At 29.5% G+C, this 26477-nt stretch carries 28 protein-coding genes and 1 other annotated feature; of the genes, 7 read left to right on the top strand and 21 right to left on the bottom strand.

Going from position 1 to position 26477, the window contains the following annotated elements; genetic code table 11:
* Positions 1 to 21 precede the first annotated feature (21 nt).
* The 3 genes from BFN48_RS08540 to BFN48_RS08530 all read right to left on the bottom strand — a co-directional run bounded on the left by BFN48_RS08540 (position 22) and on the right by BFN48_RS08530 (position 3261).
* Positions 22 to 990 (bottom strand): cation diffusion facilitator family transporter, encoded by a 969-nt coding sequence (locus BFN48_RS08540; RefSeq protein WP_069650481.1) that lies wholly within the window; start codon positions 988 to 990, stop codon positions 22 to 24.
* A gap of 100 nt (positions 991 to 1090) precedes the next feature.
* On the bottom strand, positions 1091 to 2587 hold the full coding sequence (locus BFN48_RS08535) for a sensor histidine kinase (protein ID WP_069650480.1): 1497 nt from the start codon (positions 2585 to 2587) through the stop codon (positions 1091 to 1093).
* Positions 2584 to 3261 carry a response regulator transcription factor gene (locus BFN48_RS08530; protein WP_083238871.1) on the bottom strand — a complete coding sequence of 226 codons (678 nt, stop codon included), beginning with the start codon at positions 3259 to 3261 and terminating at the stop codon, positions 2584 to 2586. Before BFN48_RS08530 ends, BFN48_RS08535 begins: the two co-directional genes overlap by 4 nt.
* A gap of 168 nt (positions 3262 to 3429) precedes the next feature.
* Between BFN48_RS08530 and BFN48_RS08525 the strand changes: the two genes are divergently transcribed.
* Positions 3430 to 4023: a hypothetical protein gene (locus tag BFN48_RS08525; protein WP_069650479.1), complete on the top strand. Its 594-nt coding sequence runs from the start codon at positions 3430 to 3432 to the stop codon at positions 4021 to 4023.
* Positions 4024 to 4058: 35 nt separating this feature from the next.
* Here BFN48_RS08525 and BFN48_RS08520 read toward each other — a convergent pair whose 3' ends face one another.
* Positions 4059 to 4424, bottom strand: coding sequence for a phage holin family protein (locus tag BFN48_RS08520; RefSeq protein ID WP_069650478.1), 366 nt, complete (start codon positions 4422 to 4424; stop codon positions 4059 to 4061).
* 116 nt (positions 4425 to 4540) lie between these two features.
* On the opposite strand from BFN48_RS08520, the gene BFN48_RS08515 reads away from it, so the two are divergent.
* Together BFN48_RS08515 and BFN48_RS08510 are read left to right on the top strand one after the other, a co-directional pair.
* Positions 4541 to 7972, top strand: a complete 3432-nt coding sequence (locus tag BFN48_RS08515; RefSeq protein ID WP_141706156.1) for a pyruvate carboxylase — start codon at positions 4541 to 4543, stop codon at positions 7970 to 7972.
* Between the two features lie 76 nt (positions 7973 to 8048).
* Complete coding sequence (locus tag BFN48_RS08510) at positions 8049 to 8234, top strand: DUF1858 domain-containing protein (protein ID WP_069650476.1); 186 nt, start codon at positions 8049 to 8051, stop codon at positions 8232 to 8234.
* Between the two features lie 36 nt (positions 8235 to 8270).
* Here BFN48_RS08510 and BFN48_RS08505 read toward each other — a convergent pair whose 3' ends face one another.
* The 13 genes from BFN48_RS08505 to BFN48_RS08445 all read right to left on the bottom strand — a co-directional run bounded on the left by BFN48_RS08505 (position 8271) and on the right by BFN48_RS08445 (position 20784).
* Complete coding sequence (locus tag BFN48_RS08505; protein ID WP_069650475.1) at positions 8271 to 8495, bottom strand: glutaredoxin family protein; 225 nt, start codon at positions 8493 to 8495, stop codon at positions 8271 to 8273.
* 564 nt (positions 8496 to 9059) lie between these two features.
* The gene (locus tag BFN48_RS12800) at positions 9060 to 9284 is read right to left on the bottom strand and encodes a glutaredoxin family protein (protein ID WP_083238870.1); all 225 of its coding nucleotides are present in this window, start codon (positions 9282 to 9284) and stop codon (positions 9060 to 9062) included.
* A 122-nt stretch (positions 9285 to 9406) separates the two neighbouring features.
* Entirely contained in the window at positions 9407 to 9784 is a 378-nt protein-coding gene (locus tag BFN48_RS08495) for an ArsR/SmtB family transcription factor (protein ID WP_069650474.1), read from the bottom strand.
* 100 nt (positions 9785 to 9884) lie between these two features.
* Positions 9885 to 11096 (bottom strand): DUF7922 domain-containing protein, encoded by a 1212-nt coding sequence (locus BFN48_RS08490; RefSeq protein WP_069650473.1) that lies wholly within the window; start codon positions 11094 to 11096, stop codon positions 9885 to 9887.
* Between the two features lie 82 nt (positions 11097 to 11178).
* Positions 11179 to 12048, bottom strand: coding sequence for a 16S rRNA (adenine(1518)-N(6)/adenine(1519)-N(6))-dimethyltransferase RsmA (gene rsmA, locus BFN48_RS08485; protein WP_069650472.1), 870 nt, complete (start codon positions 12046 to 12048; stop codon positions 11179 to 11181).
* A complete protein-coding gene (gene rnmV, locus BFN48_RS08480; RefSeq protein WP_069650471.1) occupies positions 12049 to 12585 on the bottom strand; it encodes a ribonuclease M5 in 537 nt (178 codons plus the stop codon).
* A gap of 151 nt (positions 12586 to 12736) precedes the next feature.
* Positions 12737 to 13762 carry a 3D domain-containing protein gene (locus tag BFN48_RS08475; RefSeq protein ID WP_069650470.1) on the bottom strand — a complete coding sequence of 342 codons (1026 nt, stop codon included), beginning with the start codon at positions 13760 to 13762 and terminating at the stop codon, positions 12737 to 12739.
* A 422-nt stretch (positions 13763 to 14184) separates the two neighbouring features.
* Positions 14185 to 14496 carry a hypothetical protein gene (locus tag BFN48_RS12235; protein WP_069650469.1) on the bottom strand — a complete coding sequence of 104 codons (312 nt, stop codon included), beginning with the start codon at positions 14494 to 14496 and terminating at the stop codon, positions 14185 to 14187.
* Positions 14497 to 14616: 120 nt separating this feature from the next.
* Positions 14617 to 15384, bottom strand: coding sequence for a TatD family hydrolase (locus BFN48_RS08465; RefSeq protein WP_069650468.1), 768 nt, complete (start codon positions 15382 to 15384; stop codon positions 14617 to 14619).
* Positions 15385 to 15618: 234 nt separating this feature from the next.
* On the bottom strand, positions 15619 to 17565 hold the full coding sequence (metG, locus tag BFN48_RS08460) for a methionine--tRNA ligase (RefSeq protein ID WP_069650467.1): 1947 nt from the start codon (positions 17563 to 17565) through the stop codon (positions 15619 to 15621).
* A 177-nt stretch (positions 17566 to 17742) separates the two neighbouring features.
* Positions 17743 to 17984 (bottom strand) — a binding site (T-box leader).
* An 82-nt stretch (positions 17985 to 18066) separates the two neighbouring features.
* Entirely contained in the window at positions 18067 to 18600 is a 534-nt protein-coding gene (locus BFN48_RS08455) for a spore maturation protein (protein WP_069650466.1), read from the bottom strand.
* A 4-nt stretch (positions 18601 to 18604) separates the two neighbouring features.
* Entirely contained in the window at positions 18605 to 19180 is a 576-nt protein-coding gene (locus tag BFN48_RS08450; protein ID WP_083238869.1) for a nucleoside recognition domain-containing protein, read from the bottom strand.
* Between the two features lie 176 nt (positions 19181 to 19356).
* Positions 19357 to 20784, bottom strand: a complete 1428-nt coding sequence (locus BFN48_RS08445; protein WP_069650464.1) for a CCA tRNA nucleotidyltransferase — start codon at positions 20782 to 20784, stop codon at positions 19357 to 19359.
* 432 nt (positions 20785 to 21216) lie between these two features.
* On the opposite strand from BFN48_RS08445, the gene BFN48_RS08440 reads away from it, so the two are divergent.
* Positions 21217 to 21459 carry an AbrB/MazE/SpoVT family DNA-binding domain-containing protein gene (locus tag BFN48_RS08440; protein ID WP_069650463.1) on the top strand — a complete coding sequence of 81 codons (243 nt, stop codon included), beginning with the start codon at positions 21217 to 21219 and terminating at the stop codon, positions 21457 to 21459.
* Between the two features lie 116 nt (positions 21460 to 21575).
* On the opposite strand, the gene BFN48_RS08435 is transcribed toward BFN48_RS08440, so the two are convergent.
* The 3 genes from BFN48_RS08435 to BFN48_RS08425 are packed head-to-tail and all read right to left on the bottom strand — an operon-like array spanning position 21576 to position 23428.
* Complete coding sequence (locus BFN48_RS08435) at positions 21576 to 21803, bottom strand: DUF1858 domain-containing protein (protein WP_069650462.1); 228 nt, start codon at positions 21801 to 21803, stop codon at positions 21576 to 21578.
* Between the two features lie 22 nt (positions 21804 to 21825).
* On the bottom strand, positions 21826 to 22674 hold the full coding sequence (gene rsmI / locus BFN48_RS08430; protein WP_242863247.1) for a 16S rRNA (cytidine(1402)-2'-O)-methyltransferase: 849 nt from the start codon (positions 22672 to 22674) through the stop codon (positions 21826 to 21828).
* Positions 22667 to 23428 (bottom strand): tRNA1(Val) (adenine(37)-N6)-methyltransferase, encoded by a 762-nt coding sequence (locus BFN48_RS08425; protein ID WP_069650461.1) that lies wholly within the window; start codon positions 23426 to 23428, stop codon positions 22667 to 22669. Before BFN48_RS08425 ends, rsmI begins: the two co-directional genes overlap by 8 nt.
* A gap of 96 nt (positions 23429 to 23524) precedes the next feature.
* Here BFN48_RS08425 and BFN48_RS08420 point away from each other — a divergent pair, with 96 nt between their 5' ends.
* On the top strand, positions 23525 to 25216 hold the full coding sequence (locus BFN48_RS08420) for a flavin monoamine oxidase family protein (protein WP_069650460.1): 1692 nt from the start codon (positions 23525 to 23527) through the stop codon (positions 25214 to 25216).
* 25 nt (positions 25217 to 25241) lie between these two features.
* On the opposite strand, the gene BFN48_RS08415 is transcribed toward BFN48_RS08420, so the two are convergent.
* A complete protein-coding gene (locus tag BFN48_RS08415; protein WP_054870880.1) occupies positions 25242 to 25412 on the bottom strand; it encodes a DUF362 domain-containing protein in 171 nt (56 codons plus the stop codon).
* A 233-nt stretch (positions 25413 to 25645) separates the two neighbouring features.
* Here BFN48_RS08415 and BFN48_RS12575 point away from each other — a divergent pair, with 233 nt between their 5' ends.
* Together BFN48_RS12575 and BFN48_RS12570 are read left to right on the top strand one after the other, a co-directional pair.
* Positions 25646 to 26017 (top strand): 4Fe-4S binding protein, encoded by a 372-nt coding sequence (locus BFN48_RS12575; RefSeq protein WP_207644717.1) that lies wholly within the window; start codon positions 25646 to 25648, stop codon positions 26015 to 26017.
* 62 nt (positions 26018 to 26079) lie between these two features.
* A complete protein-coding gene (locus BFN48_RS12570) occupies positions 26080 to 26475 on the top strand; it encodes a 4Fe-4S binding protein (RefSeq protein WP_207644716.1) in 396 nt (131 codons plus the stop codon).
* Positions 26476 to 26477 lie beyond the last annotated feature (2 nt).

Raw genomic sequence — 26477 nt, 5'->3', positions numbered from 1 at the left:
AGGGGTATGTTTGACAAGGCTCTACTTCCCATTTTTTGTATCCTCTTTCTTTACATATTTACTCGTTTTATTTTTACACGCCAGACAATTCATTTCTTCATAGTTCGAACAAGGATTTACGTGCACCATAACATCCTTTACATTATCCAGGCTTTTCTTAACCTCTTCTTCAACCTCTTCAGCTATACTATGCCCCATATAAACTGTTATATTAGGATCTACACAAATTTTTATATCAACGTATACTTTAGAACCATGTTTTCTAGCTTTAATATCATTTATATTTTTTATATTAGTGTTTTTCATTAATCTTTCTGCAATTTCATACAATTTACTTTCTTCAATTGATATATCCATCAACTCATTATATCCATGTATAAAAAATTCGACTCCAACCTTTACAACTATTATAGATACTATTAATCCAGCTAAAGGGTCTAATAATGGATAACCCATCCTAGCTCCAATAACTCCAAATAATGCTGCTATAGATGATAAAGCATCTGACCTATGGTGCCATGCATCAGCTATTAATGCCTTGCTATTAATTTTCTTACCAACATTCATAGCCATTCTAAATTGAAGTTCTTTGACTATTATTGATATACCTGCTGCCCAAATAGCTTCTATAGCAGGTATTCTTGTAGTTTGGTATAACATAAGTTTCAAAGAGGAAATTCCTATTTTTACTCCTACTGCAATCAACATCAATGAAAGTAAAAATGCTGCTATAGTTTCAGCTTTTTCATGCCCATATTGATGCTCTTCATCTTCAGGTTTTTTTGCAATAAAAAAACCTATAACAATTCCAATTGAACTTCCTATATCTGAAATTGTATGAATTCCATCAGCTAATATCGCATTTGAATTGGAAATAAGACCTATAATTATTTTTCCTACAGCCAGTATTACATTTAAAATTATCGTTAGCCATGTTACCCTGCTTGCAATTTTATATCTTTTGTTTTCGTCTATTGCATTATTCTTCAATAATCACACCCCATTTTCAATTGATATTGATATATTACATTATATTATATGCTCAATCCAAATGTAACCCCTAAATTTCAATGATATTGAAGAATATGTATTAACAATTTTTATTATCAATTGATATTGATTCTAATTCAAACCAAAATTCAACTCCATTCTTTATATTCCTTACTCCATAATTACTATTATGAAGCTTTAAAATATTTCTTACTATTGATAATCCCAAGCCTGTTCCACCATATTTTCTAGCTCTTGACTTATCAATCTTATAAAAACTTTCCCATATTCTATCTATCTCATTTTCAGGTATAAAACTCCCACTATTATAAATGCCTACAATTACTTTGTTAGCTAGTTGTTTAATAGTAACTTCTAAAACTCTTTCTGCACCTATATGATTTAAAGCATTATTAATAAAATTCACTAGAACCTGTTCTAATCTTGTTTTATCTCCATTAACGCATATTTTGTCATTATCTTTTTGTATGCTAACTTTTATATTTTTTTCATTAAATATCGGGCTATATTTATTTAAAACTTTATCTGCAAGTTCACATATATCAAATTTTTCTTTATTTAATGAATAATGACCAGATTCTAACTGTGATAACTCAAGCAAATCTTTAACTAATTTGCTCATTTTTTCAGCCTCATCCATAATAACTTCACAATAAAAATTTTTACTTTCTATATCCTCTATAACATTATCCTTAAGCCCCTCTGCATACCCTTTAATAAGAGCAATTGGAGTTTTTAATTCGTGAGAAACATTTGAAATAAATTCCTTTCTCATTCTATCTAATTGTCTTTCTTTTTCTATATCTTCTTTTAGCTTTTCATTTGCTCTATTCAATTCATCTATTGTAAACGACAGTTTTTCAGATAAATAATTTAAACTTTCTCCTAACTGCCCTATTTCATCTCTGCTTACAACCTTATATTTATGGCTGAAATCTAAATTTGCCATTTTTCGTGCTACCTTGTTTAACCTCACAATAGGTTCTGTAATTATCTTCGTAAGTATGAAGGTCAATATTATGCCAATTATTAGTGAAATAATTGCTATGTATATATAATAATCTTTAATTATGTCTATTCCTTCTTTAATTGATGCTACAGATGATTGAATTATTAATATTTTATCGTTATTCAAAGGAGCAGCAACAGAAAGTATTTCTATATCAAATTTTGGATGTTTAAAAATATTTAGAATAGTTTTACCTGTTAATACTTCTTTTAAATCTTCTCTTGAAATAGAAATGTATTTACCTATACCACCTTTAACTGAACCTCTTCCCATTCTCCCATACTGTGGTTTATATGATACAGGATATTCTATTACTCCATTACTTGTCACTATCGTAATATTTCCTCCTATTAGATTTTCTATCCTTTCTAATTCGTCATATATTTTTTCTATATCACCATTATATATGTTCTTAATATAATTGCTGTATGATATTAAATTATCTTTTTTCCTCTCTATATAGTAAGAGCCTAAAAACTTAACATTAAAAAACCACACTAGACTTAAAATTATTGAAGTTAATAATAAAATACTTAAAAACAATTTAGCTTTTAATGATCTTCTCATTTTTTCACCTCTAATCTATATCCAACTCCTCTTACTGTTTCAATAATATGACTATTTTCCTTAAGTTTTAATCTAAGTCTTTTAATATGAGTATCTACCGTCCTCAAATCTCCATAGTAATCATATCCCCAAATTCCATTTAATATAGCTTCTCTACTTAAAGCTTTCCCCTTATTTTTAACCATGTAAGTAAGCAATTCATACTCCTTAGGAGTCAATTTTATTTCAACTCCATTATTAAATACTCTATGACCATCTAAGTCTAACTCCAAACTGCCGATTTTCAACATATCTTCTTTAGAAAAAGTATTACTTCTTCTAAGTAAAGCTTTAACTCTTGCTACTAATACTTTAGGACTAAATGGTTTTGTAACATATTCATCAGCTCCAAGTTCAAATCCAAATAATTCGTCTGATTCTTCACTCCTTGCAGTTAAAATTATGATAGGTACGTTTGATTCTTTTCTAATCTCTCTCATAACAGTCCAACCATCATATTCTGGCAGCATTATATCAAGTATAACTAAATCTATATTATCATTAAAAAATTTTTCTAATGCGATCTTACCATTCTCAGATTCTATTACAGTATACCCTTCTTTTTTTAGATAATCACCTATCAGTCTTCTCATTCTGTCTTCATCTTCAACAATAAGAATCTTAACGCTATCCAATTCATTCACCTCCAAATTAAATTTACTTGATTTTATTATACTATATAATATTTTTTATTTTGTTCTAAGTTTTAGATTTCATTGAAGGTTACTAAAACTGTCACAAAATTGTCACATATAAAGGATAGAATAAAATCACAGAAAAAATTAAAAAGGAGGTTTTTCAAAATGAAAAACAAAAAACTAATCTTTTTAACATCTATTTTAGCTTTATCAATAATTGCCACAGCAGGTCTAGCTTTTGCAGATAGTCTAGATGAACAATCAAATCTAAATCAACCAGTAAGATATGGATGGAGTATGGGCTTTGGAAAACCTAATATTACTGATGGAAAATATGCCTATACTTTAACTGAAAATGATTTGACTACTATTAAAGGTAAAATATCAAATATCAACACAACTACCCCACCTTTTAATATAGATATAACTACTGACGACAATAAGCTCATAAATGTTCATCTAGGCAGAATAGTTTTCATGGATAGTTTTAAAGAGCTAAATCTTGCAGAAAATATGGAAATTGAAATCAAAGGATTTTACAGAACATTTAATATAAATAATCAAGAAACTACTATATTAATACCATTCTCAATAAAAGCTCAAGATAAAGAGATTAAATTAAGAGATGAAAATAATAGACCTGTTTGGGCTGGAAAAAAAGGATTTGTTGGAAAAAGAGGCTTTGGTAGAGGAAATAAATTAAATAATAGATTTAATAACGGATTTAATAGAAATACTTGTCCATATTTTCAGCAATAAACAAAAAACACAAAGGTCGGCATTTGCCGACCTTTTTAAAATACTCTCCCCGGCACCACCATATCTATTATACCTATTGCTAAAGCTCCAATAACTGCTCCAACAACAGAAATATTAAAACCTGGAACTATAAATTTAGTAGCATACAAAATTACTCCCGCTACTATAAATCCTGTCAATCCTCTTCCAAAAGGTGATGCATCAATTCCTGCAAATTGCTCTATAATATAATTTAATGCAGTTATTACTATTGCTGATAAAATTAAACTCCACAAATTACTAATACTAAATCCAGGTGTTAAGAAAGCTGCTACCCAAACTACTATTGATGTCAATATTACTCTAAGTATAATACTAGTTATACTAATATCTTGATTATTTGTTCTCTCTCTATCTGGCATTAAACCACCTCCTTAGTTATATTTTCACTTTTATTTTTATTTTTTATGCAAGATATTTGGTCAAATTACGTAAATTATATTTATCTAACATTATTTAAAGGAGGAAAAGTAATTTGATTAGAAAATTTAACAAAGTTTTAGTTGCCAATAGAGGAGAAATTGCTATAAGAATTTTTAGAGCTTGCAAAGAACTTGGAATTCGTACAGTAGCTATTTATTCTAAAGAAGATAAGTATTCACTTTTCAGGACAAAAGCCGATGAATCTTATTTGATTGGAGAAAAAAAGAAACCTATTGAAGTTTATTTGAGTATGGATGAAATTATTGATTTAGCTATTAAAAAAGGTGTTGATGCTATTCATCCAGGATATGGCTTTTTATCTGAAAATCCTGATTTTGCAAGAAAATGCAAAGAAGCAAGTATCGAATTTATAGGACCTACAAGTGAAACTATAGAAAGATTAGGAGATAAAATAAAATCGAAGATTATTGCAAAAAGTGTAAATGTTCCAACCATACCTGGAATAGATAAACCAATTACATGTATAGATGAAGCTATTTCTTTTGCCAAAGAATTTGGCTATCCAATTATTTTAAAAGCAGCTGCTGGTGGCGGCGGTAGAGGAATGAGAGTAGTTTATAATGATAATGATTTGGCTTTAGCATTTAATAGTGCTAAAAATGAAGCTAAAAAAGCTTTTGGTATAGATGATATATTTATAGAAAAATACCTTGAAAAGCCTAAACATATAGAAGTTCAGATACTTGGAGACAAACATGGAAATATCGTTCACCTTTATGAAAGAGATTGTTCTATTCAACGAAGACATCAAAAATTAATAGAATTTACTCCTGCAATAGCTATTAGCAATGAATTAAAAGAAAAAATATGTAATGATGCTTTAAAAATAGCTAAAGCTGTAAACTATGTAAGTGCTGGAACTGTTGAATTTTTAGTTGACGAATGTGGTAACCATTACTTTATTGAAATGAATCCTAGAATACAAGTTGAACATACTGTTACAGAAATGACAACAGGTATAGATATTGTGCAAAGTCAGATACTTATTGCTCAAGGATATCCGTTAAATTCAGATAAAATAGGTATATATTCTCAAGAATCGATAAAGCCTCGAGGATATTCTATACAGTGCAGAATAACTACTGAAGATCCGTCTAATAACTTTGCGCCTGATACAGGCAGACTTGATGTTTATAGAACAAGTTCCGGATTTGGTATTAGACTTGATGGAGGTAATGGTTATACTGGGTCAATAATATCGCCATATTATGATAGTCTATTAGTAAAAATCGTATCTTGGTCTAGAACCTTTGAAGATGCTGCAAGAAAAGCAATAAGATCAATAAAGGAAATGAACATAAAAGGGGTTAAAACTAACGATGCCTTTTTAATAAATGTTTTGAATCATGAAAAATTTTTAAAGGGAGAATGTGACACACACTTTATAGATAATACACCTGAACTTTTCGATATAAGCCCTAAAAAAGATTATGAAACCAAAATCTTAAAGTTCATTGGAGAAAAAGTAGTTAACGAAGTTAGAGGAACCAAAAAGGACTATAACATCCCCCCTGTACCTAAAGGTTTAACCCCAAAAGGGCTTAAAGGCACTAAACAACTGCTCGATGAAAAAGGTGTAGAAGGAGTTATTGATTGGATAAAAAATCAAAAAAAACTACTGCTTACTGACACCACATTTAGAGATGCTCATCAATCTTTAATTGCAACAAGAGTCAGAACTAAAGACATGATAAAAATAGCTGAAGCTACTGCTGTATTAGCTAAAGATTTATTTTCATTAGAAATGTGGGGAGGAGCTACCTTTGACGTTGCATATAGATTTTTAAGAGAATCACCATGGAGAAGATTACAGGACCTTAGAAAAAGAATTCCAAATATATTATTCCAAATGCTAATCAGAGGGTCAAATGCAGTTGGTTATACTAATTATCCTGACAATGTTATCAGAGCTTTCATTAAAGAAGCTGCTAACCAAGGAATAGATATTTTTAGAATATTCGACTGTCTAAACTGGTTAAAAGGTATGGAAGTAGCTTTAGATGAAGTATTAAAAGTAGGAAAAATAGCAGAAGTTTGTATATGTTATACAGGAGATATATTAAACACTAAAAGAGACAAATATTCATTAAAGTACTACGTTAATAAAGCTAAAGAAATCGAAAAAATGGGAGCTCATATACTTGGTATTAAAGATATGGCAGGACTTTTAAAACCATATGCTGCTTCAAAACTGATTAAAGCTTTAAAAAATGAAATTTCTATTCCAATACATCTTCATACACATGATACAAGCGGAAATGGTGTAGCCACTTTACTAATGGCTGCTGAAGCAGGTGTAGATATAGTAGATACAGCCTTCAATGCTATGGCTGGATTAACGAGTCAGCCAGCACTAAATTCTATTGTAGCTGCTCTTGAAAATACTGAACTTGATACGGGTATTAATCTATTGGACATTCAGAAAATATCAGATTATTGGAGCGAAGTCAGGAAAGTTTATGAAACATTTGAATCAGGTTTAAAATCTGGTACAGCTGAAATATATAAATACGAAATACCTGGTGGACAATATTCTAATTTAAGACCTCAAGTAGAAAGCTTTGGTCTTGGACATAAATTTAATGAAATTAAAGAAATGTATAAAAAAGTAAATGAATTACTAGGAGATATAGTTAAGGTTACTCCATCTTCTAAAGTTGTTGGGGACTTAGCAATATTCATGGTACAGAATGGTTTAACAAAAGAAAATATAATTGAAAAGGGGAAAAATTTGACATTCCCAGATTCAGTTGTATCATATTTCAAGGGAATGATGGGTCAACCTGAAGGGGGTTTTCCAAAAGAACTGCAAAAAATTGTTTTAAAGGGAGAAAAACCAATTACTTGCAGACCAGGAGAAATTCTAAAGCCAGTTAATTTTGAAAAAATAAAGTCAAAACTCGAAAAAGAATTTGATATGAAAGATGTGAATATTAGAAATATATTGAGTTATGCTCTTTATCCGAAGGTATATACTGATTATTTAAAATCTTTAAAAGAATATGGGCATTTATATAACCTAGAAAGTCATGTATTCTTCTATGGATTGAAGGAAGGGGAAATTAGTGAAATAGAATTAGAAGAAGGCAACATTATGATAGTAAAGCTAGTTGAAGTTGGTAAACTTGATGAAGATGGATATAGAACGGTTATATTTGAAGTAAACGGTAATAGAAGAGAGATTAAGATATTTGATAAAAGCATTGGAGAAAAACAAAGTGCAAATGTTACAATCATGGCAGATCCAAATAACGAAAAAGAAATTGGAGCATCAATACCTGGTACAATATCCAAAATACTTGTCAAAGAAGGAGATAAAATAAAAGAAAAACAGAGTCTTATTATTATAGAAGCTATGAAAATGGAAACAAATATACTGGCTACTACAAATGGTGAAATTGATAGTATATTAGTTTCCGAAGGACAGCAAGTTAAATCTGGTCAATTATTATTAAAATTAAAGTAATTTGTGATTTTAATCACACAAAAAAGTAAAAAATATGTTATGATTATATTGAACATTTTAAGAAGGAGGAATTAAAATGACTATAACAAAAGATATGCTTATAGGTGAAATATTAAGAGTTAAACCAGAAGCTGCAGAAGTATTATTAAGATTCGGAATGGGATGCTTAGGCTGTCCTTCTTCACAAATGGAGTCATTAGAACAAGCAGCTATGGTTCATGGTATTAACCTTGAAGAGTTATTAAGAGAATTAAATAAGTAAAAAATAAAACCCAACTAGAAATCTAGTTGGGTTTTATTATAATATTTCTTCTAATCTGTTTCTATCGAACCCTACAATAGTCTCTCCATTAACTATTATAACAGGAACTCCCATATAACCCATTTCAATAAGTTCTTTTCTTGCTTGAGGGTCTACTGATACATTTTTCTCAGTGTAACTTAATCCTTTTGAATTGAAATAGTCTTTTGCAGCATAACAATGTGGGCAAGTGTTACTTGTATAGATTGTTATATCAGCCATAATATTAACCTCCTATTTATATTTTCTAACATAAGTATACCCCATTAGGGTATGTCTAATCAAGTTTTTTCTTTTGAAAAATATTAATTTTTCTTAATATAATGATTAAATCATAAAAAGTATTACCAAATTAGAAACTCTAGGTATAAAACCTAGAATTCGAGTTTGTTAACAAAGTTATATTTCTTAATGAATTAAAAAAATAACGCTCATAGACAAATCTTTAGAAAAAACTAAGACTCATAATTTCGAAAAATCCTAACACACTTAATCAAGATGTCCTGTCTTGTAGGATGCCGGCTTAGCGTCCATGCTAAGCCTACGGATTTTTCTAAAATTATTCATCAAGTTTTCTTGGCTAAAGCTTTGTATTTATTCGCTTTTATAATCCATAGGAAATTTTATACCTCATTAAATTATAGATAATTTTAAATATAATTTCCGTTTATGGATATAGGCAAAATCTTCCTAAGTTTATTTAAATCGAAGATTTTGTTCTTTTTTCAATTATTATAGTTTTATTTTGTCTATAGACTAAAACTCCGGGTATAAAACCCAGAGTTTCTATAATAACTGATCTAATCTATTTTTATCAAATCCAACTATAGTTTCACCATCTACAATTATAACTGGAACACCCATAAATCCCATTCTAATAAGTTCTCTTCTAGCAGCTGGGTCTGTTTGCACATTTTTTTCCACATAGTTTACACCTTTACCCGAAAGGTATTCCTTAGCAGTTACGCAATGTGGTCAAGTATTGCTAGTATAAATTATTACATTTGCCATAAAAAATTCCTCCTTATTTTTTATTAAACTATATTATAAATTATTTTTTTATAATACCCTTCAGATATCCTTTTTAATCAAAAAATTAATCAAAGTTTTCATATTTTATTATATATATTATTCTATCCATGCTTTACATGCTCTAGTCCCTGATTAAATAATTGAAGTATATGATCATCATCAAGTGAATAAATTGCTGATTTTCCCTCTTTCCTATATTTCACCAACCTTAAATTCCTTAATATTCTTAATTGATGTGATATAGCAGACTGACTCATGTTTAATATAGCTGCAATGTCACATACACATAATTCACTATTTGAAAGTGCATTTATTATTTTAAGTCTAGTTGGATCACTCAATGCTTTAAATATAGCAGATAATTCAATGATTATTTTATCATTTAATAATTCTTTTTTTACCTTGTTAACTATATTCTCGTTTGGACAAATTATCTGACATTCAGCTTCTTTATTTTCTCTGTTCGTTTTACTACACATTATAATCCTCCTTAACCAAAACACATCGTTAACTATATCATAATCTAATTATTGCCAATATTGCAACTAAAAAAACAGCCCCTACTAAAGGGGCTTTAATTTATCTAGGATAAGTTGGTTTTAGAGGACTTACTATTCTACCATTTATAGCATCAATATGAAGTAGCCAATAACCTATTCTCTCTCTATTTCTACCTTTCCTTGGTATCCATGTAGTAAATCCAGTCATTCCTCTATAAGGTTGTTCATCTTTAGTAAATCTTCCAGGGATTCCATAAACATAATATTTAATTTCTCTATCTTCTTCTACAATTCCAAATATATAATGACCATACTTTCTAATTAAATTATGACAGGTTGTAGTTTTAAAATTAAGCTGATATGGATAATAGGTATTAATTATATAGTTATAAAAAGGTAGAAATCCTCTGTAAATATTTTTTCTATCATATTCTATTTCCCACCAAGTATATCCTTTCAATTCTTCTCTTAAAGGATTAACTTTCTCAAAGAATTTTAATATATTCAAAGAATAATTAGCTATATGTCTGCTATAGTTTCTATTGCTTTCAGTATAATCATAATTCAAATTAATAGAATGTCCATACTTATCATCGTAATTATTCGTTCCATATTTAATTCCCTCTGTTTTATGCTCACCTGTCTTTTCTACATCTTCATTTTTTATAAAAATATCTTCTTCATTTTCTATTTCCAAATATTTATCTTCATTTTGTTCATATTCAGTTTTATTTTGAATAGGTACTTGCTTATCTTGAATTTGAGTTTCATCATGTTCTACAGAATTATCTTCTACACTCTCTTTTGTTATATTGTTTAATTCATATGTTCTATTCTCAACATTTTCTGTTTTATACTGATTAATTTTTTTAACTTCTATGTCTTTAATTAATTTATTAATAGAGTCATCCTTATTCCCGATATAACCGACTAAAGGAATTGCTATTTCTTCGCTACTATTTCCATAGAATTGCACAAATATTGTATTAAATTTATCAATAGAAATACCTGTTCCTCCTACTGATTCTGGATTGAATTTCCACATTAAATTTCCTTTACCATTCTCATTTAATATGATGTTGCCCATCTCCACTTTTATCGGCTGTTCATTAATAACAGAAAGTAAACCTCCAACATATATACCATCTGCACCTACACTCTTAGTTTCTTCTATATTTAACTGTATTTTTCCTCTACCATCTCTGACTTCTATCTTAGCATATCCTTTAAGATTATCTTTATTCTTTAGGTATCCTACAGCATTGGATTCTAACATTACAAATTTCCTCATATAGGTCCGCTTTTCATACAATGTTATTTCCCCCTTTCCAACATCTTATTATAAATATATGTGTATAAGGGGGAATAGTGAACTATTTACTTGAAATAGAATTAGTTATCTTTGCAAACTCATCTAAACTTAAGTCTTCTGCTCTAGCCTTTACATCAATATTACACTCATTTAGTATGGATATTATATCTTCCTTAGCTATACCTAGCTGACTTGAACTTAATGCATTAACTAAAGTTTTTCTCCTCTTGCCGAATGCAGCTTTAATAATTTTAAATAAAAGCTTCTCATTTTCTACTTTAACAATCGGTTTTTCATATATATTTAACATAATCACAGCCGAATCAACATTAGGACGCGGCATAAATACATTTTTAGGAACATTAACTATTATCTGAGGTTTAGAATAATATTGTACTGCAATAGAAAGTGCACCGTAATCCTTAGAGCCAGGTTTAGCCTTCATTCTTAGCGCTACTTCTTTTTGAACCATTACCACTATCTTATTTACTTTTATTTTTTCTTCCAATAATTTCATAATAATCGGTGTTGTTATGTAGTATGGCAAATTAGCTACTACCTTTATTTCTCCATCATTATCAAAATAATCAGATATTAATGCATTAAGGTCTATTTTTAACACATCTCCCTCAACTAAATAAAAATTATCATAACTAGATAAATTATCATTAAGTATAGGATATAAGTTTTTATCTATTTCTATTGCTACAACTTTCCTCGCCCTCTTACATAATTCCTGTGTTAAAGTTCCTATGCCTGGACCTATTTCTATTATCTGATCACTTTCTTTTATTTCTGCTCCATCACATATTTTATCAATGATATTTTTATCTATTAAAAAATTCTGACCTAAACTCTTTGAAAAAGCAAATCCATATTCATTTATTATTTCTTTAATTACTTTAGGGGAATATAGTTTCCTTTCACTCATTTATTTTTCAATCCTCCTAATTGATTCTAGAAATTCTTCTCTAGTTATTCCATAATTATTTAATCTTTTTAAAAATTGTTTAGAATTGCAATATCCAATACCTAATATTTTTCCTAACTCTTCTCTTCGCTTGCTGGAATTAGGGTTCCCGACCAAACCATATTTTATCATATCTTCTTTAGTAAATTCATTTCTTTCATCAATTGATTCAACTCTTGCATTTTTTAATGCTATTATAATATCTTCTTTAGAAGCATTTTCAATTCCTATATTATCTCCTTTAACAGCCTTTTCTTTAGGCAAAAAAGCATGTTTGCAATTCTTAATTTCCTTGGAAATTATTTTTCGTATCTTCTCTCCTGCATAATCAGGATCTGTAAATATTATAACGCCCCTTTTTTTAGCGGCCGTCTTAATTCTTCTCATAGTTTCTGGCGATAATCCAAATCCACCAGTTGCTATAACTTCTGCATCTACTGCTCTTTTTACGGCTGCTATATCATCTTTTCCCTCTACTACAATTACTTCTTTTATCATTTTTTAGCCTCCTTGTTAATTTAACTATTTAAATTATCTTTTATAAACTTAAAGATGTCAAATTTATTAAGGGGCAGAAAATAAAGGACAGAGAACAGAGGACAGGGTATATAAAAAGAAAACACCAGAAAATCTGGTGACATATCCATATTTAATCACTTAAAATATAAACTTTTACCTTTCTTCTTCCAAAAGCTAAAGCTTCACTTCTACTTTCAAAGAAAAGATCAATTTTATTACCTTTTATTGCTCCTCCTGTATCCTCAGCTACAGCAAAACCATAGTCTTTAGTACCATCTAAAGATTGAACATATAATTTTGTGCCTAAAGGAATTACTTTTGGGTCTACCGCTACTACTCCATATCTAACTTTAGTACCCATAGCTGTAATTCCATAACCATTATCACCGGGTCTTTTACCTGTACTTTCATAGGATAAATCGTAAGCTGTAGCACTCATAATTATACTTTTTTCAAATTTAACATTTCCCCTTGATGAAACAAAATAATCTTTAGTACCGATTTCCAATATCTGCGGAATAGGCTTTTGTACTATTCTCTCATCAGATATATATTTAGAAATTAATTTATTATTTTTATAAATTTCGCTAATTTCTATTTCCTTAATACCATTTTTACCAGACTGTATTTTCTTAACTTTACCTTTTTCAAGATTATCATTATATCTCGTTATTTTTTCATATGGTATTGCTTCTACTTTCAAATCAGTCTCTTTGTCTATTTGCACAACTCTTATCTTCATATCAGCTACAATATCACTGTTTAATCCAGGTATAACATAATCATCTTCATCATATGCAATACTCAATTCATCTAATACTTCTTTAACAGTCTTTTTTGGCGTTTTGACTTCTATAGCTCTATTCCCTAGAAAAACTTCCAAAAAAGCAGCTTTATTAATCTCTATTACCATGCCATTCTTAATTTTTTCATCAAGTTCTACACTTACATAATCTTCTTCATTTAAATTTATATTGAGCTTATTAAATAACTCTTCAACTGTTTTTTCTGTAGTTTTATAATACATTTCCTTCCCATCTATAATAATACTAACTTCTTTTACGCTACTTTTATAAACTCCTAAAATAACTAACAACGGAATGAATAATATAATAAATAATAGCAATATTTTCTTGTTGATGAAATTTATACTCATTTTAAGCCCTCCAAAAAACTAGAGTTTTAATGTATTGTATTGTAAATATTATTTTTTGTCAAATTTATTAGATATTTACACCTTTAGGACCAAATGTTACTATTTTTTTGCTAATTATTGTTCCTCAAAACGTTATTATTTCCCAAATACACACTTATATTCTTAGTCTTTCGTCATTCGATGTCGCTGTTCGACAGTTAGTAATCAATAGACTACCATTAACCAATGGCTAACAACTATTAACTATCTGAACATAAAACTAGGGCTAAATACTAAGAACAAAATCTTCGATTCAAATAAATTAAGGAAGATTTTGCCCACATCCATTACGGAAATTATATTTTAAATTATCTACAATTTAATAAGAAATATAATTTCCTATGGATTATAAAATAGTATTTAGCCCTAAGCTTAAATATTTTCTACATACCAGGCATCATATGATGCATAGGGTACATTGGCATCATTGGATACATCGGATACATTGGGTACATAGGGTACATTGGGTACATTGGCATCATTGGATACATTTTTTCCATATCTTCCATATCCATTTCTTCATCCATCATTGGCATCATTGGATACATTGGGTACATCGGATACATTGGCATCATTGGGTTCTCACCATATGGCATCATCGGATACATAGGGTACATTGGATACATTGGGTACATTGGCATCATTGGGCATTTGTCTTTATCCTTTGGATAATCTCTATCACAATCTCTTCTCATTCAATCAACTCCTTATGCAATTAATATTGCTTAGTAACATTATATGAAAAGAGTAATATGACGTTACTTCTAATAGTCTTTGATATTCTCCAAACAAAAAAACGGCCAAAAGCCGTTTTCTTAATCTATATTAAACAATCTTTTTGTATTTTCAGTAGTAATACGCGCAACTTCTTCAACAGTTAGACCTTTTAGTTCTGCAATCATTGCAGCAACATATCTTACATATAAAGGTTCATTTCTCTTACCTCTATGTGGATGTGGTGTAAGATATGGTGAATCTGTTTCTATCAGTATTCTGTTAATGTCTATAGCCTTTACTACTTCCTTAGGAGTTTTTGCATTTTTGAAAGTAACTGGTCCTGCAAAAGATATATAAAATCCCATTTTTATATATTCTTTTGCCATTTCTACGCTACCAGAAAAACAATGTAATACCCCTCTTAACGTACCATCTTGTTCTTCTTTCAATATATTGTATACATCTTTATGTGCCTCTCTATCATGTACTATAATTGGTAAATTAAATTCCTTTGCTAATTTAATCTGCTCTCTAAACCATTTTCTTTGTATATCTCTTGGTGAAAAATCATAATGATAGTCTAACCCTATTTCCCCTACAGCTATAACTTTATCTTTTTTTAATAATGACTTCAAAACCTCTATTGTATCATCATCCATAGTCTTAGCATCATGAGGATGTATGCCAACTGCCGCATAAATATTTTCATATTCCTCAGCCAAAGCAACAGCCTTTATAGATGATGCTAAATCAGCACCAGGATTTATAACTACCCATATATCATTGTTTTTTAAATTTTTAATGATTTTATCTCTGTCTTTATCAAATCTTCTATCATCTAAATGTGCATGACTATCTATTAGCATGTATCTCTCTCCTTAATTATTAATTGATAGTTACCAGTTGCCAGGGAACAGGAAATAGTCATTAGTCTTTAGTCAACAGTCGTTAATTCTGTTCGTCATTCGTTGTTCGTCATTCGTTGTTCGTCATTCGCTATTCGAAAAGCGAAGAGCGAATGGCGAATAGCCAATAATTAATTTTACATTTTCCATTTTCAAATTTACATTTCTGTACCCTGTTCCCTGTAAACTGTAAAACTATTGTACTCTTGCCCCACTCTTTATTTCATCTAATACAGTCGCTAAAGTTAATTTCTTACCTTTACTTGCAGCAAGAACCATACCATGTGATTCCACACCTCTTAATTTAATTGGCTTTAAATTAGCTACAAGTATAACATTTTTTCCTACTAAATCTTCTGGATTATAGTATTTAGCTATTCCTGAAACAACCTGTCTCTTTTCATCCCCAACTTCAAGTTGTAAAACTAGAAGTTTATCAGCATTAGGATGTTTTTTGGCCTCAATAACTTTTGCCACTCTTAAATCAATTTTATCAAAATCATCTATTGTAATAAATTTATCTTCATCTGTTTCATTATCTAAGCTTACGCCTTGTCTTTTATTTAAAAATTCTTCATTTGCTATATTTAGTCTTTCTAATTCCTTTTTAATATCTAATCTTGGGAACATTGGGTTTTCTCTTCTAACTTTTAGTCCTGAAGGTAGCCTGCCCCATTTATTTATATCCTCCCATGATGTTCCCTGTCCATTATCTAAGCCTAACTGCCTCCAAATAGCATTTGATGTTTTTTCCATAAAAGGTCTTATTAACACGGATATAATTCTAAGCGATTCTGCTAAGTTATAAAGTACTGTATCAAGTCTGTCTTTTTTATCTTCTTCTTTAGCTAGAATCCAAGGCATTGTTTCATCTATATATTTGTTTGTTCTTCCTATTAGTTTCCAAATTTCTTCTAAAGCATTACTAAAGTTTAATTTATCCATTGATTCTTCAACCTTATAAGATACTGATGTTGCCATTTCTTTTAGATTCTCATCATATTCTCCTTCTTCTACTGGCTTTGGTATAATTCCACCATTGTATTTCTCTATCATAGCTATTGTTCTGCTAACTAAATTACCAAGGTCATTAGCTAAATCAGAATTAATTCTTTGTAAAAACTTTTCCTTAGAGAAAGAACCATCTTGGCCAAATGAAAACTCTCTTAATAAGAAATATTTTAATGCATCTATTCCGTAAAGCTCAATTAAAGGTTCTGGATAAACTACATTTCCTTTAGATTTTGACATTTTCTCATCTTCAAATAATATCCAGCCATGACCAAAAACTTTTTTAGGAACATCTATATCTAGAGCCATTAAAATAGCAGGCCAAACAATAGTGTGGAATCTAACAATTTCTTTACCCACTAAATGCACATCAGCAGGCCAGAATTTCTTGAAATCTTCATCATTGTCTGTTAAATAGCCTAAAGCTGTAATATAATTGCATACTGCATCGAACCAAACGTATATTACATGTTTTTCATCAAATGGAACTTTAACGCCCCAATCAAATGAAGTCCTTGATACACATAAATCTTCAAGCCCTGGCTTTAAGAAATTATTTATCATTTCATTTTTTCTAGATTCAGGCTGTAAAAACTCTTGATTTTCCTCTAAAAGCTTAATTAATCTATCCTGATATTTTGATAGTTTGAAAAAGTAAGCTTCTTCTTTTGTCAGTTCAACTTCTCTTCCACAGTCTGGACATTTCCCATCGACAAGTTGACTCTCTGTCCAAAAAGACTCACAAGGAGTACAATAAAGTCCTTCATAATAGCTCTTATATATGTCTCCTTTTTCATATAGCTTTGTGAATATCTTCTGAACTACTTCTTCATGCTGCTTATCTGTAGTTCTAATAAAAATATCATTTGTAATCTCTAAAGTTTTCCACAGCTTCTTAATGTCTTCTACGATTTTATCCACATATTCCTTAGGAGTTATCCCCTTTTCCTTAGCTATTTTGTCAATCTTTTGTCCGTGTTCATCTGTACCAGTAAGAAACTTAACTTCATAACCTGTAAGTCTTTTAAATCTAGCTAATACATCCGCAGCAACAGTGGTATACGTATGCCCTATATGAAGATTATTACTTGGATAATAGATTGGTGTTGTAATATAGAAAGTCTTATTCATAATATATCCCCTCCTAAATGTTAAATTTTAAATTCTAAATTTTAAATGCTAAATATAATTATATTGTCATCTGTAGCGAGAAATTAATTCTCCACTACAAATTCTAATTTTACATTTTCCATTTTCAACCTAGTACCAAGTACCCAGCACCTATAAAAAAATCCTCCGCCCCTGACATATAGGGGCGAAGGATTAACTCGCGTTACCACCCTAATTTACATAAGCCTTACGACTTATGCCTTAGTAGGTTACAATAATAACCTTGTAACTTTAACGGATACAAACCCGTAATAGCCTACTACTATTTCAGCTATTCAACTCAGGGGCCATCTTCAGCTTAACCTCTAACGTCAGTTTCCACCAACCCTGACTCTCTATAGTTAGAATGTTAAACCTACTCTTCCCTTCATAGTTTTTGATATTATATTATGTTTATTTATCAAAAACTATACAAAAAAATACAGCTATTTGTCAAGAAATTTTTCTAACTTTAATAACCTACTAAAAAAACATCAGTCTACAAACTATAACTGAAGCAATTACAGCAGCTAAATGAGATAATAATGCTGCTTTCAAAGTATATCTACCATCTTTGATACCTACAGCACCAAAATAAACAGCCATAGTATAAAAAATAGTTTCAGCAGAACCCATCATTGTTGACGCTACTCTACCAACAAAAGAATCAGGACCATATGTAGTTATTATATCTTTTACTACAGCTAGTGAACCACTGCCTGAAATAGGTCTCATTATAATTAAAGGTATTACTTCTTTCGGTATCGATAAAAATTTAGCTAAAGGACCAAAAAAGCTTACCATAATATCCATAGCACCCGAACGTTTAAATATCCCTATGGCTACAAAAATTGCTATTAGATACGGCATTATTCTAATAGATGTTTTAAATCCTTCTTTAGCACCGTCAACAAAAGCATCGTATAAATCTATCCCTTTTAGATATCCATGGATTAAAATAATAGATATAATGATTGGTATTATAGATATAGAAATTAAATTTAATATATAAACCATACTATCAACCTCTTAACTGAAATATTTTGACGCTTATTATTCCTACCAACGTAGAAATTGTAGTAGCTATCAAAGAGGTGCCAATAATTTCTGTAGGATTTAGCGAGCCTGCATCTGCTCTAATTTTAAGTACTGTAAGTGGAACTAACTGTATTGAAGACATATTTATTACTAAAAACATACACATTGCATTAGTAGCCTTTTTTTTGTCTACATTAAGCTTATTCATCTCTTCCATAGCCTTAATTCCTAAAGCTGTAGCAGAATTACCTGCTCCAAACATATTAGTTACCATATTCATGATTATTGCACTTATTGCTGGGTGATTTTGTGGAAGTTCAGGAAATAAAAGCTTAGTAATAGGTTTTAATATTTTGCTAAATATATTTATCAGCCCAGACTTGTTTGCAATATTCATAAGTCCAAGCCATACTGCCATAATCCCAGTTAAGCTTATCGCAAATTTCACAGCCTCTTGCGTATCTTCTATAACAACTGCATTTATTGAATCTATATTTCCGTTAATAATCGAAACAATTATTCCAATAAAAATCAAGAAAAACCATATATAGTTTATCAATATTATCCCTCCCTCTTTCCTATCAAATTATATGCCTTAGAAAAATAAGATATTTCAAAAAACAAAATAGAACCCGTATAAAACGAGTTCTATATATCTATACCTAAACGGAGGACTTTATTCAGTTATTTGTCTATTAACTATCGTCTATCGAAAAACAAACGACGAATAGCCAGTTATAATATTTGCTCAATATATCTTAATGCAGCCTCTTTATTAGCACTTATCTTGCCATAATATATTGCTTTCCTTACTTCTTCTAGCAAATCACCAACTAATACATCTTTACCTAAATCAAATTTTTGCATAATCTCTTTTCCCGTTATAATATTGGATATTTTTTCTATTTCTTTGTATCTTGTTAGATAATTATTAGCCATATATTCTATATGAACTTTGAATTTACCCATTTCCTCTTCTGGGAATAATAATTTTCTTGTTGCTATAATATCTGCTAATGATATAAGTAAAATATCTAAAGTATCTTCCTTTAATTCTGAAAACATTCCATATAAAGCCTTTCCACTTACATCATTATTTTTATATAAAACTAACGGAAGCATATGTTTCGCAACCATTTTATAGAGCAAGTCCCTTTCTTTTATGCTTAGTTTAAGTCTTTCTGCAATTTTCTTAACTATTTCTGCTCCTGTTATTTCATGTCCTTTAAATCTTATCCTTCCTGTTTCATCTACTTTCTTGGCCGATGGTTTCCCTATATCATGGAAAAATGCCCCTAATTTTATTAAGTCTAATCTTGTATGTCCTGATGCAACTATTTTTTTACTATGCTCCTCATATGCCTTTCTTACATGGTCTTCAAAATAACCATTTGCATAAATAATATCTTCTGCTACTTTAAGTGTATAAATTGAATGAGTTAAAGAATCAACTACATGATACTTACATTTTCCTATTTCTCTCATCGGTTCTATTTCTGGGAAAATCTCTTCTAAAATATTCAACGTTCTATCCATATAATTAAAATAGTAATAAGTCCTTCTATACTTTAATAACTTAAATAACTCATGTGTTATCCTCTCACCAGGCATATTTCTAATCTTATCTTTATTTTTCTTTATAAGCCTTTTTGCAGTATCATCTAGTTCAAATTCAAGCTGTGACATAAATCTAACTGCTCTTAACATCCTAATAGGATCTTCCTCAAAAGCCTTTTCATTAACATGTCTAATAATACCTTTATTTAAATCATCAAGTCCATTTGCTACATCTATAATATTTTCCTTAGAGATTTTTCCTTTTTCTATTTTATCTATATCAATTGCTAAGCTATTTATGGTAAAATCTCTGTTTAATAAATCTTCTTTTATGTCGTTACCTTTCAATTGGCTTAAATCTACTGTAATGTTCCTTTTATTGTCAACAATTCTATAAAATTTATGTCTACCACCTAAAGTAATAAACTTTCCATTTATAGATTCAGCAAAATCTTTAGCTACGTCTTCTGCATTTCCTTCAACAACAAAATCAATATCCTCATTAGGCTTATCAAGTAAATAATCCCTTATATAACCGCCTACAAGATAAATTTTGACATTTTTTTTATTTCCTATTTCCCTCAATTTAGGAAGGATTAAATCCAATTAAATCAACCCCTCAAAAGCAATATCATTAGTATTCTTTATTATAATTATATACCATTTGAAATATTAAATCACTAATAGAATAAAATCTTCGATTTAAATAAATTTAAATTAAGGAAGACTTTGCCCATATCCATAAACGAAAATTATATTTTGAAATTATAAATAATTAAATTAAAGTATATAATTTTCTATGGATTATAAAACAATAATTTAATACTAAGTTAATCCAAATTTATATTAACATTAATCGACGTTATTTTTGTTAATTTGATTAATAATCAAAAATATTATTTCTCTTTTGTCTAAAATACTAATAAATATATTAATTTTTGGAAACTTTAAATTTTATGTTGACTTTTATTGGTATATCTGGTACTATTTCTTTGTAGGAAGTTGTCGAATTATGACTAATATTAGGAGGGGAATTTTATGAAATCAACTGGTATCGTTAGAAAAGTGGACGAGCTAGGAAGAATCGTTATACCAAAAGAGTTAAGAACTACTTTTGAAATTGGCGAAAAAGACTCACTAGAAATCTATGTAGATGGTGAACATATAATCTTGAAAAAATACGCACCAGCATGCATTTTCTGTGGACAAGCTAAAGACGTACAAGTATTCAAAGGCAAAAACATCTGCCCAAGCTGTCTTGAAGAACTAAAGAATCAATAATACATAAAAGCAGCTATCAAGCTGCTTTTATTCTTTATAATCCATAGGAAATTATATTCCTTATTAAACTGTAGATAATTTTGAATATAATTTTCATTTATGGATTTCAACAAAATCTACCTTGATTTGTTTAAATCGAAGATTTTGTTACTCTCATCTATACTATTTAAATCTTCTAGTAATTTATCTAAATCTACATGATGAACTCTTGAAGCTACTTCAATAGACTCATTGTAAACTGCATTGCATGAATTACAGTACAAACCATACTTTTTTAATACTTCAAGAACTTTTTCATTTTTTTTAATAATATCAAAAATAATCATATCTTTAGTAATCTTCATCTTCCCACACCCCTATTCTTATTTAAGACTTTATAGATAAACTTTCTTTATAAATATCTCTCTTAGGCATATTTCTTTCTTTTGCTACTATTTTAATTGCATCCTTCTTATTAAAGCCCTTATTTATATAAAACAATATATGTTCTTTTACTGTTATATCAGCCCACCAATTATCATCAAATTCATCATCCCCCATTTGTGCTCCTTCTATTACCAACACAAATTCACCTTTTATACCATCTTTCTGAAATTTATCGATTGCCTCATTTATAGTACCTCTAAAAATTTCTTCATACTTCTTTGTAAGTTCTCTTGCAACTGCTATTTTCCTATCTCCTAATATTTCTTTCATATCCTTTAAGGAACTTATAAGTCTATGAGGAGATTCATAAAAAATAATAGTTCTATCTTCTCCTTTAATTTTATTAAGCCTTTCCCTTCTTTCCTTTTTATTAGAAGATAAGAAGCCCTCAAAAACAAATCTCCTTGTAGAAAGACCTGAAACTACTAAAGCTAATAAGGAAGCACTAGGACCTGGTAAACCAATTACATTTATATCATTTTCAATCGCAAGTTTTATCAAATCCTCTCCAGGATCTGATATACCTGGCATTCCAGCATCAGAAACTAAAGCTATATTTTCTCCTTCTAAAAGCTTATCTATTAAAAATTTCCCTTTTTGTTTTATATTATGCTCATGATAACTTGTTAGTGGCTTTTTTATATCATAATGGTTTAATAGTTTTAAAGTATGTCTAGTATCTTCCGCTGCTATTAAATCTACACTTTTCAATATATTAAGAACTCTAATTGTAATATCCTCTAGATTTCCAATCGGGGTAGGACATATATATAATACACCTTTACTCAATCTCCTTCCCCCTCTCCATTCCATAAATTTCATAAATTTCATCGGTATAACTTCCATCTTCATTGTATACATAAAGTGGTTTTAAAAATTTTAATTCAGGTTTAGACGCTTTTATACTCTTTATTAAAATTAAATTAGGTCTTTCTCCAGCTTTAGGATGGACAAACCTTAAGCTTTTAGGTTCAAGTTTATATTTTCTTAATAAACATAATATATCAACGATTCTATGTGGTCTATGAACTAAGAAAAATCTCCCATTGTGCCTTAATAGCCTACTCGATACCCTTATAACATCCTCAAGTGTACACATTATTTCATGTCTTGAAATAGCCTTTTTATCTTCAGGATTAATAGCCCCACTACCTGAAACCATATAAGGTGGATTACTAGTTACTACATCATATTTATTAATACCAAGAATATCAGGAGCTTCTTTTAAGTCAATATTTACTATCTCTATAAACTTTTCAAGCTCATTCATAAAAACTGACCTTTTAGCCATTTCTGCAACATCTTTTTGAATTTCTACTCCATATATCTTTTTTACTTTGTTTTTAGCCCATAACAATAATGGAATTATACCTGTTCCTGTACCTAAATCTACTATCTCTGAATTATCTTTTATATCACAAAAATTTGCTAATAATACAGCATCCATACCAAAACAAAAGCCTTTAGTATTTTGTATAATTTTTAATCCTTCACACTGCAAATCATCTATTCTCTCGTTTTCTTTTAAATCTACTTTCCTCATTTGTCACTCTCCTACTACTTTCTTACTACTATTATAGCATTTTATATGATTTCCTAAATATATTTTAAATAAAAGATTATATTAAGGGGTGATTTTTTGCAACAAAACTTTTCATGTATTCAACCTATAAATCCAACTAAAAAACAGAGACATAAACTTTTAATAAATGCATTGATTAAAGTATGCAGATTAGAAGATTACAATAACATTATCTCATTACTAAATCCTCCTGAAGAAATAACTTCTTTAGCTATGCCAGGTATTTTTAAAGGTATAAAAATAGGAATTATAGGTGCTGGTTTAGCAGGGTTGTCATCAGCGTTTGAACTTCGAAAAATGGGTTTTAATATAACTTTATTCGAAGCTTCAGAAAATCGTATAGGTGGAAGAGTCTATACATATTATTTTGATAAAGATAAAAAACTTTACGGTGAATTAGGTCCTATGAGAATACCCGTTTCACATGAAACCACATGGCATTACATAGATTTATTTAACCTGAAAACCAGACCTTTCATACAAAGTAGTCCAAATGCTTTTATTTACTTAAAAAATACAAGAGTTAGAAATGATCCTAAAGGAAAAAATGTAATGGAAAAAATATATCCTAAATATAAACTTACAAAATGGGAAAGACGAACTCCATGGCAAAAATTAGTGAATTATGGATTTGGAATACCCCTTTTAAATATGCCTCCAACTATAAGAAAAGAAATTTTACAAATCAAGCCTATTTATCATCCTCAATTGCTATTTTGGACTAGACTTAATATGAGACAAGTTCTGGAGTTTATGGGACTTAGTCAAGGAGCTATAAACTTGATATCTAATGTTGTACCTCTAGCGGGTTCGTTTTACTACTACAGTTATATAGAATTTTTACAAGAAGAATACCCTCAAGATTTTGCGTATTTATATGAAATTATAGGTGGTCTTTCTTGTCTTCCATATGCTTTTTACAATTCTTTAATCTCAGAAAATCCAAAAGAATATAAAAATATCTCTATCGATAAATTAGGAAAAGTAATTTTTAAGACAGGATGTATGGTAACTGGAATTTATAATGATAATGTTAATAATAAAGTTTTAATTAAATATAAAATAAAAAATTCAAATCAAGAAATAAAAGAGTCTTTTGATTATATAATTTGTGCAATTCCATTTTCTACCCTTAGAACTATAGATATTTATCCACTCTTTAGTAGTAATAAAATGCAAGCAATTAAAGAAGTAAATTATGCAAATGCACAAAAAACTCTATTTTTATGCAATAAACGTTTCTGGGAAGAAGGAGACCCTTCTGAAAAAATAGTTGGCGGTAGCTCAAATACTGATCTTCCAATTTCATCTATATGGTATCCATCAGACCATGCAACCTGCAATTCAAATTGTTCACCTTACGAGCCTGGAGTTCTTTTAGCTTCATATAATTTCAACTTAGATGCTGTAAGACTTGGCAACTTGGAAGATAACGATAGATTTACAGAAATAAAAAGAGAAATTGAAATGGTTCATGGTCTAAAAAAAGGTTATTTAGATAGTATTGTAACAAATTATAAAACTATACAATGGAACAATGAACTTCTGTTTAGAGGAGCATTCTGCTATTTCTTACCTGAACAAAAAAAGCTATTTTCTTACACTATGACAAAGCCGGAATTCAATAATAAAGTTTTTTTCGCAGGTGAACATACTTCCCCTAAGCATGGATGGATACAAGGCGCGTTAAATAGTGGAATGAGAGCAGCAAACGAATTAGTTAAAAAATGCATAAAAGAAAGACCCTAATCGGGTCTTTCTTATGTATTTATAATTATTCTTGTACTGGTGCATCTACTGGACATACGTTTGCGCAAGCACCGCACTCGATGCAGCCCTCTGCATCAATTACATATTTATCTTCTCCTGGACTAATAACATTTACAGGACATTCTGGTTCGCATGCTCCACAGCTGATGCAAGCATCTGTAATTTTGTAAGCCATCAGGTTCACCTCCTTCTGGATATAACACTATAAGTAGTGTTCTCCTTTATTTTAACATTTATTATTATTTTATAAAAGTATTTTTATTATTTTTAACATAGATAATGTCTATGTTTAAGTTTATTAACAAAATTATATTATTTAATGTCTATGTTTTTACACAACAATGCCACAAAATTGACACAAAACGGTTCTATAATTAAATTAAAAACACACAAATAGGGGGCGATAAAATGGATAAAAAGAAAATAACTAAAGTAAAACCTCGCACTATTGTTCAAATTATATTTTTTATAATAATAGCTAGTATTAGTATAAATCATACTTTAAGTGAATTAAACATAAATATTCCTTTTATTTCAAAAGCTTCACTCCACGGTTTATGTCCATTTGGAGGTGTAGTTTCAACATATCAATTCATAACTACAGGAACTTTTGTTAAAAAAATACATGAATCTTCTTTTATTCTTATGCTGCTAGTTTTATTATTAGCACTACTATTTGGGCCTGTATTTTGTGGCTGGATATGCCCACTTGGTTCAATACAGGAATGGTTCGGAAAAATTGGTAAAAAATATTCAAGAAAAAATATAATCGTTTTATAACATATAGGATAGATAAATACCTTAGATTTTTAAGATATGGAGTATTAATTTGGGTATTATATATGACAGCAATTTCTAGTAAGTTGGTATTCTCTAATATCGATCCTTATTATGCTCTCTTTAATTTCTGGAGCAGCGAAGTAGCTTTAGGTGGTATATTAGTCCTTGTGCTAACTTTGATACTTTCTTTATTTGTAGAAAGACCTTGGTGTAAATACGCCTGCCCATATGGAGCTTTATTAGGTATATTTAACTTCTTCAGAATATTTAAAATCAGAAGAAATTCTAAAACATGTGTAAATTGCAATGCATGTTCTAAAATTTGTCCTATGAATATCGAAGTTGCAAAAAATCAAGTTGTAAAAAATCATCAATGTATAACCTGTTTAGAGTGTACATCTGAAAATATTTGCCCTATACCATCAACTGTAGAATTATCTACGAAAGGAGGCAAATAAAA

Origin of the sequence: Caloranaerobacter ferrireducens (genome assembly GCF_001730685.1) — a bacterium.
GTDB lineage: Bacteria > Bacillota > Clostridia > Tissierellales > Thermohalobacteraceae > Caloranaerobacter > Caloranaerobacter ferrireducens.
Note: the sequence above shows the minus strand (reverse complement) of the source record. Positions and strands in the feature narration are given on the sequence as shown.

Coding starts and splice junctions, on each gene's coding strand:
- BFN48_RS08535 (WP_069650480.1), bottom strand. CDS start 2,587: ATGAGAAGATCATTAAAAGCTAAATTGTTTTTAAGTATTTTATTATTA.
- BFN48_RS08525 (WP_069650479.1), top strand. CDS start 3,430: ATGAAAAACAAAAAACTAATCTTTTTAACATCTATTTTAGCTTTATCA.
- BFN48_RS08520 (WP_069650478.1), bottom strand. CDS start 4,424: ATGCCAGATAGAGAGAGAACAAATAATCAAGATATTAGTATAACTAGT.
- BFN48_RS08510 (WP_069650476.1), top strand. CDS start 8,049: ATGACTATAACAAAAGATATGCTTATAGGTGAAATATTAAGAGTTAAA.
- BFN48_RS08505 (WP_069650475.1), bottom strand. CDS start 8,495: ATGGCTGATATAACAATCTATACAAGTAACACTTGCCCACATTGTTAT.
- BFN48_RS08495 (WP_069650474.1), bottom strand. CDS start 9,784: ATGTGTAGTAAAACGAACAGAGAAAATAAAGAAGCTGAATGTCAGATA.
- BFN48_RS08490 (WP_069650473.1), bottom strand. CDS start 11,096: ATGAGGAAATTTGTAATGTTAGAATCCAATGCTGTAGGATACCTAAAG.
- rsmA (WP_069650472.1), bottom strand. CDS start 12,048: ATGAGTGAAAGGAAACTATATTCCCCTAAAGTAATTAAAGAAATAATA.
- rnmV (WP_069650471.1), bottom strand. CDS start 12,585: ATGATAAAAGAAGTAATTGTAGTAGAGGGAAAAGATGATATAGCAGCC.
- BFN48_RS08475 (WP_069650470.1), bottom strand. CDS start 13,762: ATGAGTATAAATTTCATCAACAAGAAAATATTGCTATTATTTATTATA.
- BFN48_RS12235 (WP_069650469.1), bottom strand. CDS start 14,496: ATGAGAAGAGATTGTGATAGAGATTATCCAAAGGATAAAGACAAATGC.
- BFN48_RS08465 (WP_069650468.1), bottom strand. CDS start 15,384: ATGCTAATAGATAGTCATGCACATTTAGATGATAGAAGATTTGATAAA.
- metG (WP_069650467.1), bottom strand. CDS start 17,565: ATGAATAAGACTTTCTATATTACAACACCAATCTATTATCCAAGTAAT.
- BFN48_RS08455 (WP_069650466.1), bottom strand. CDS start 18,600: ATGGTTTATATATTAAATTTAATTTCTATATCTATAATACCAATCATT.
- BFN48_RS08440 (WP_069650463.1), top strand. CDS start 21,217: ATGAAATCAACTGGTATCGTTAGAAAAGTGGACGAGCTAGGAAGAATC.
- BFN48_RS08435 (WP_069650462.1), bottom strand. CDS start 21,803: ATGAAGATTACTAAAGATATGATTATTTTTGATATTATTAAAAAAAAT.
- BFN48_RS08425 (WP_069650461.1), bottom strand. CDS start 23,428: ATGAGGAAAGTAGATTTAAAAGAAAACGAGAGAATAGATGATTTGCAG.
- BFN48_RS08415 (WP_054870880.1), bottom strand. CDS start 25,412: ATGGCTTACAAAATTACAGATGCTTGCATCAGCTGTGGAGCATGCGAA.
- BFN48_RS12575 (WP_207644717.1), top strand. CDS start 25,646: ATGGATAAAAAGAAAATAACTAAAGTAAAACCTCGCACTATTGTTCAA.
- BFN48_RS12570 (WP_207644716.1), top strand. CDS start 26,080: ATGACAGCAATTTCTAGTAAGTTGGTATTCTCTAATATCGATCCTTAT.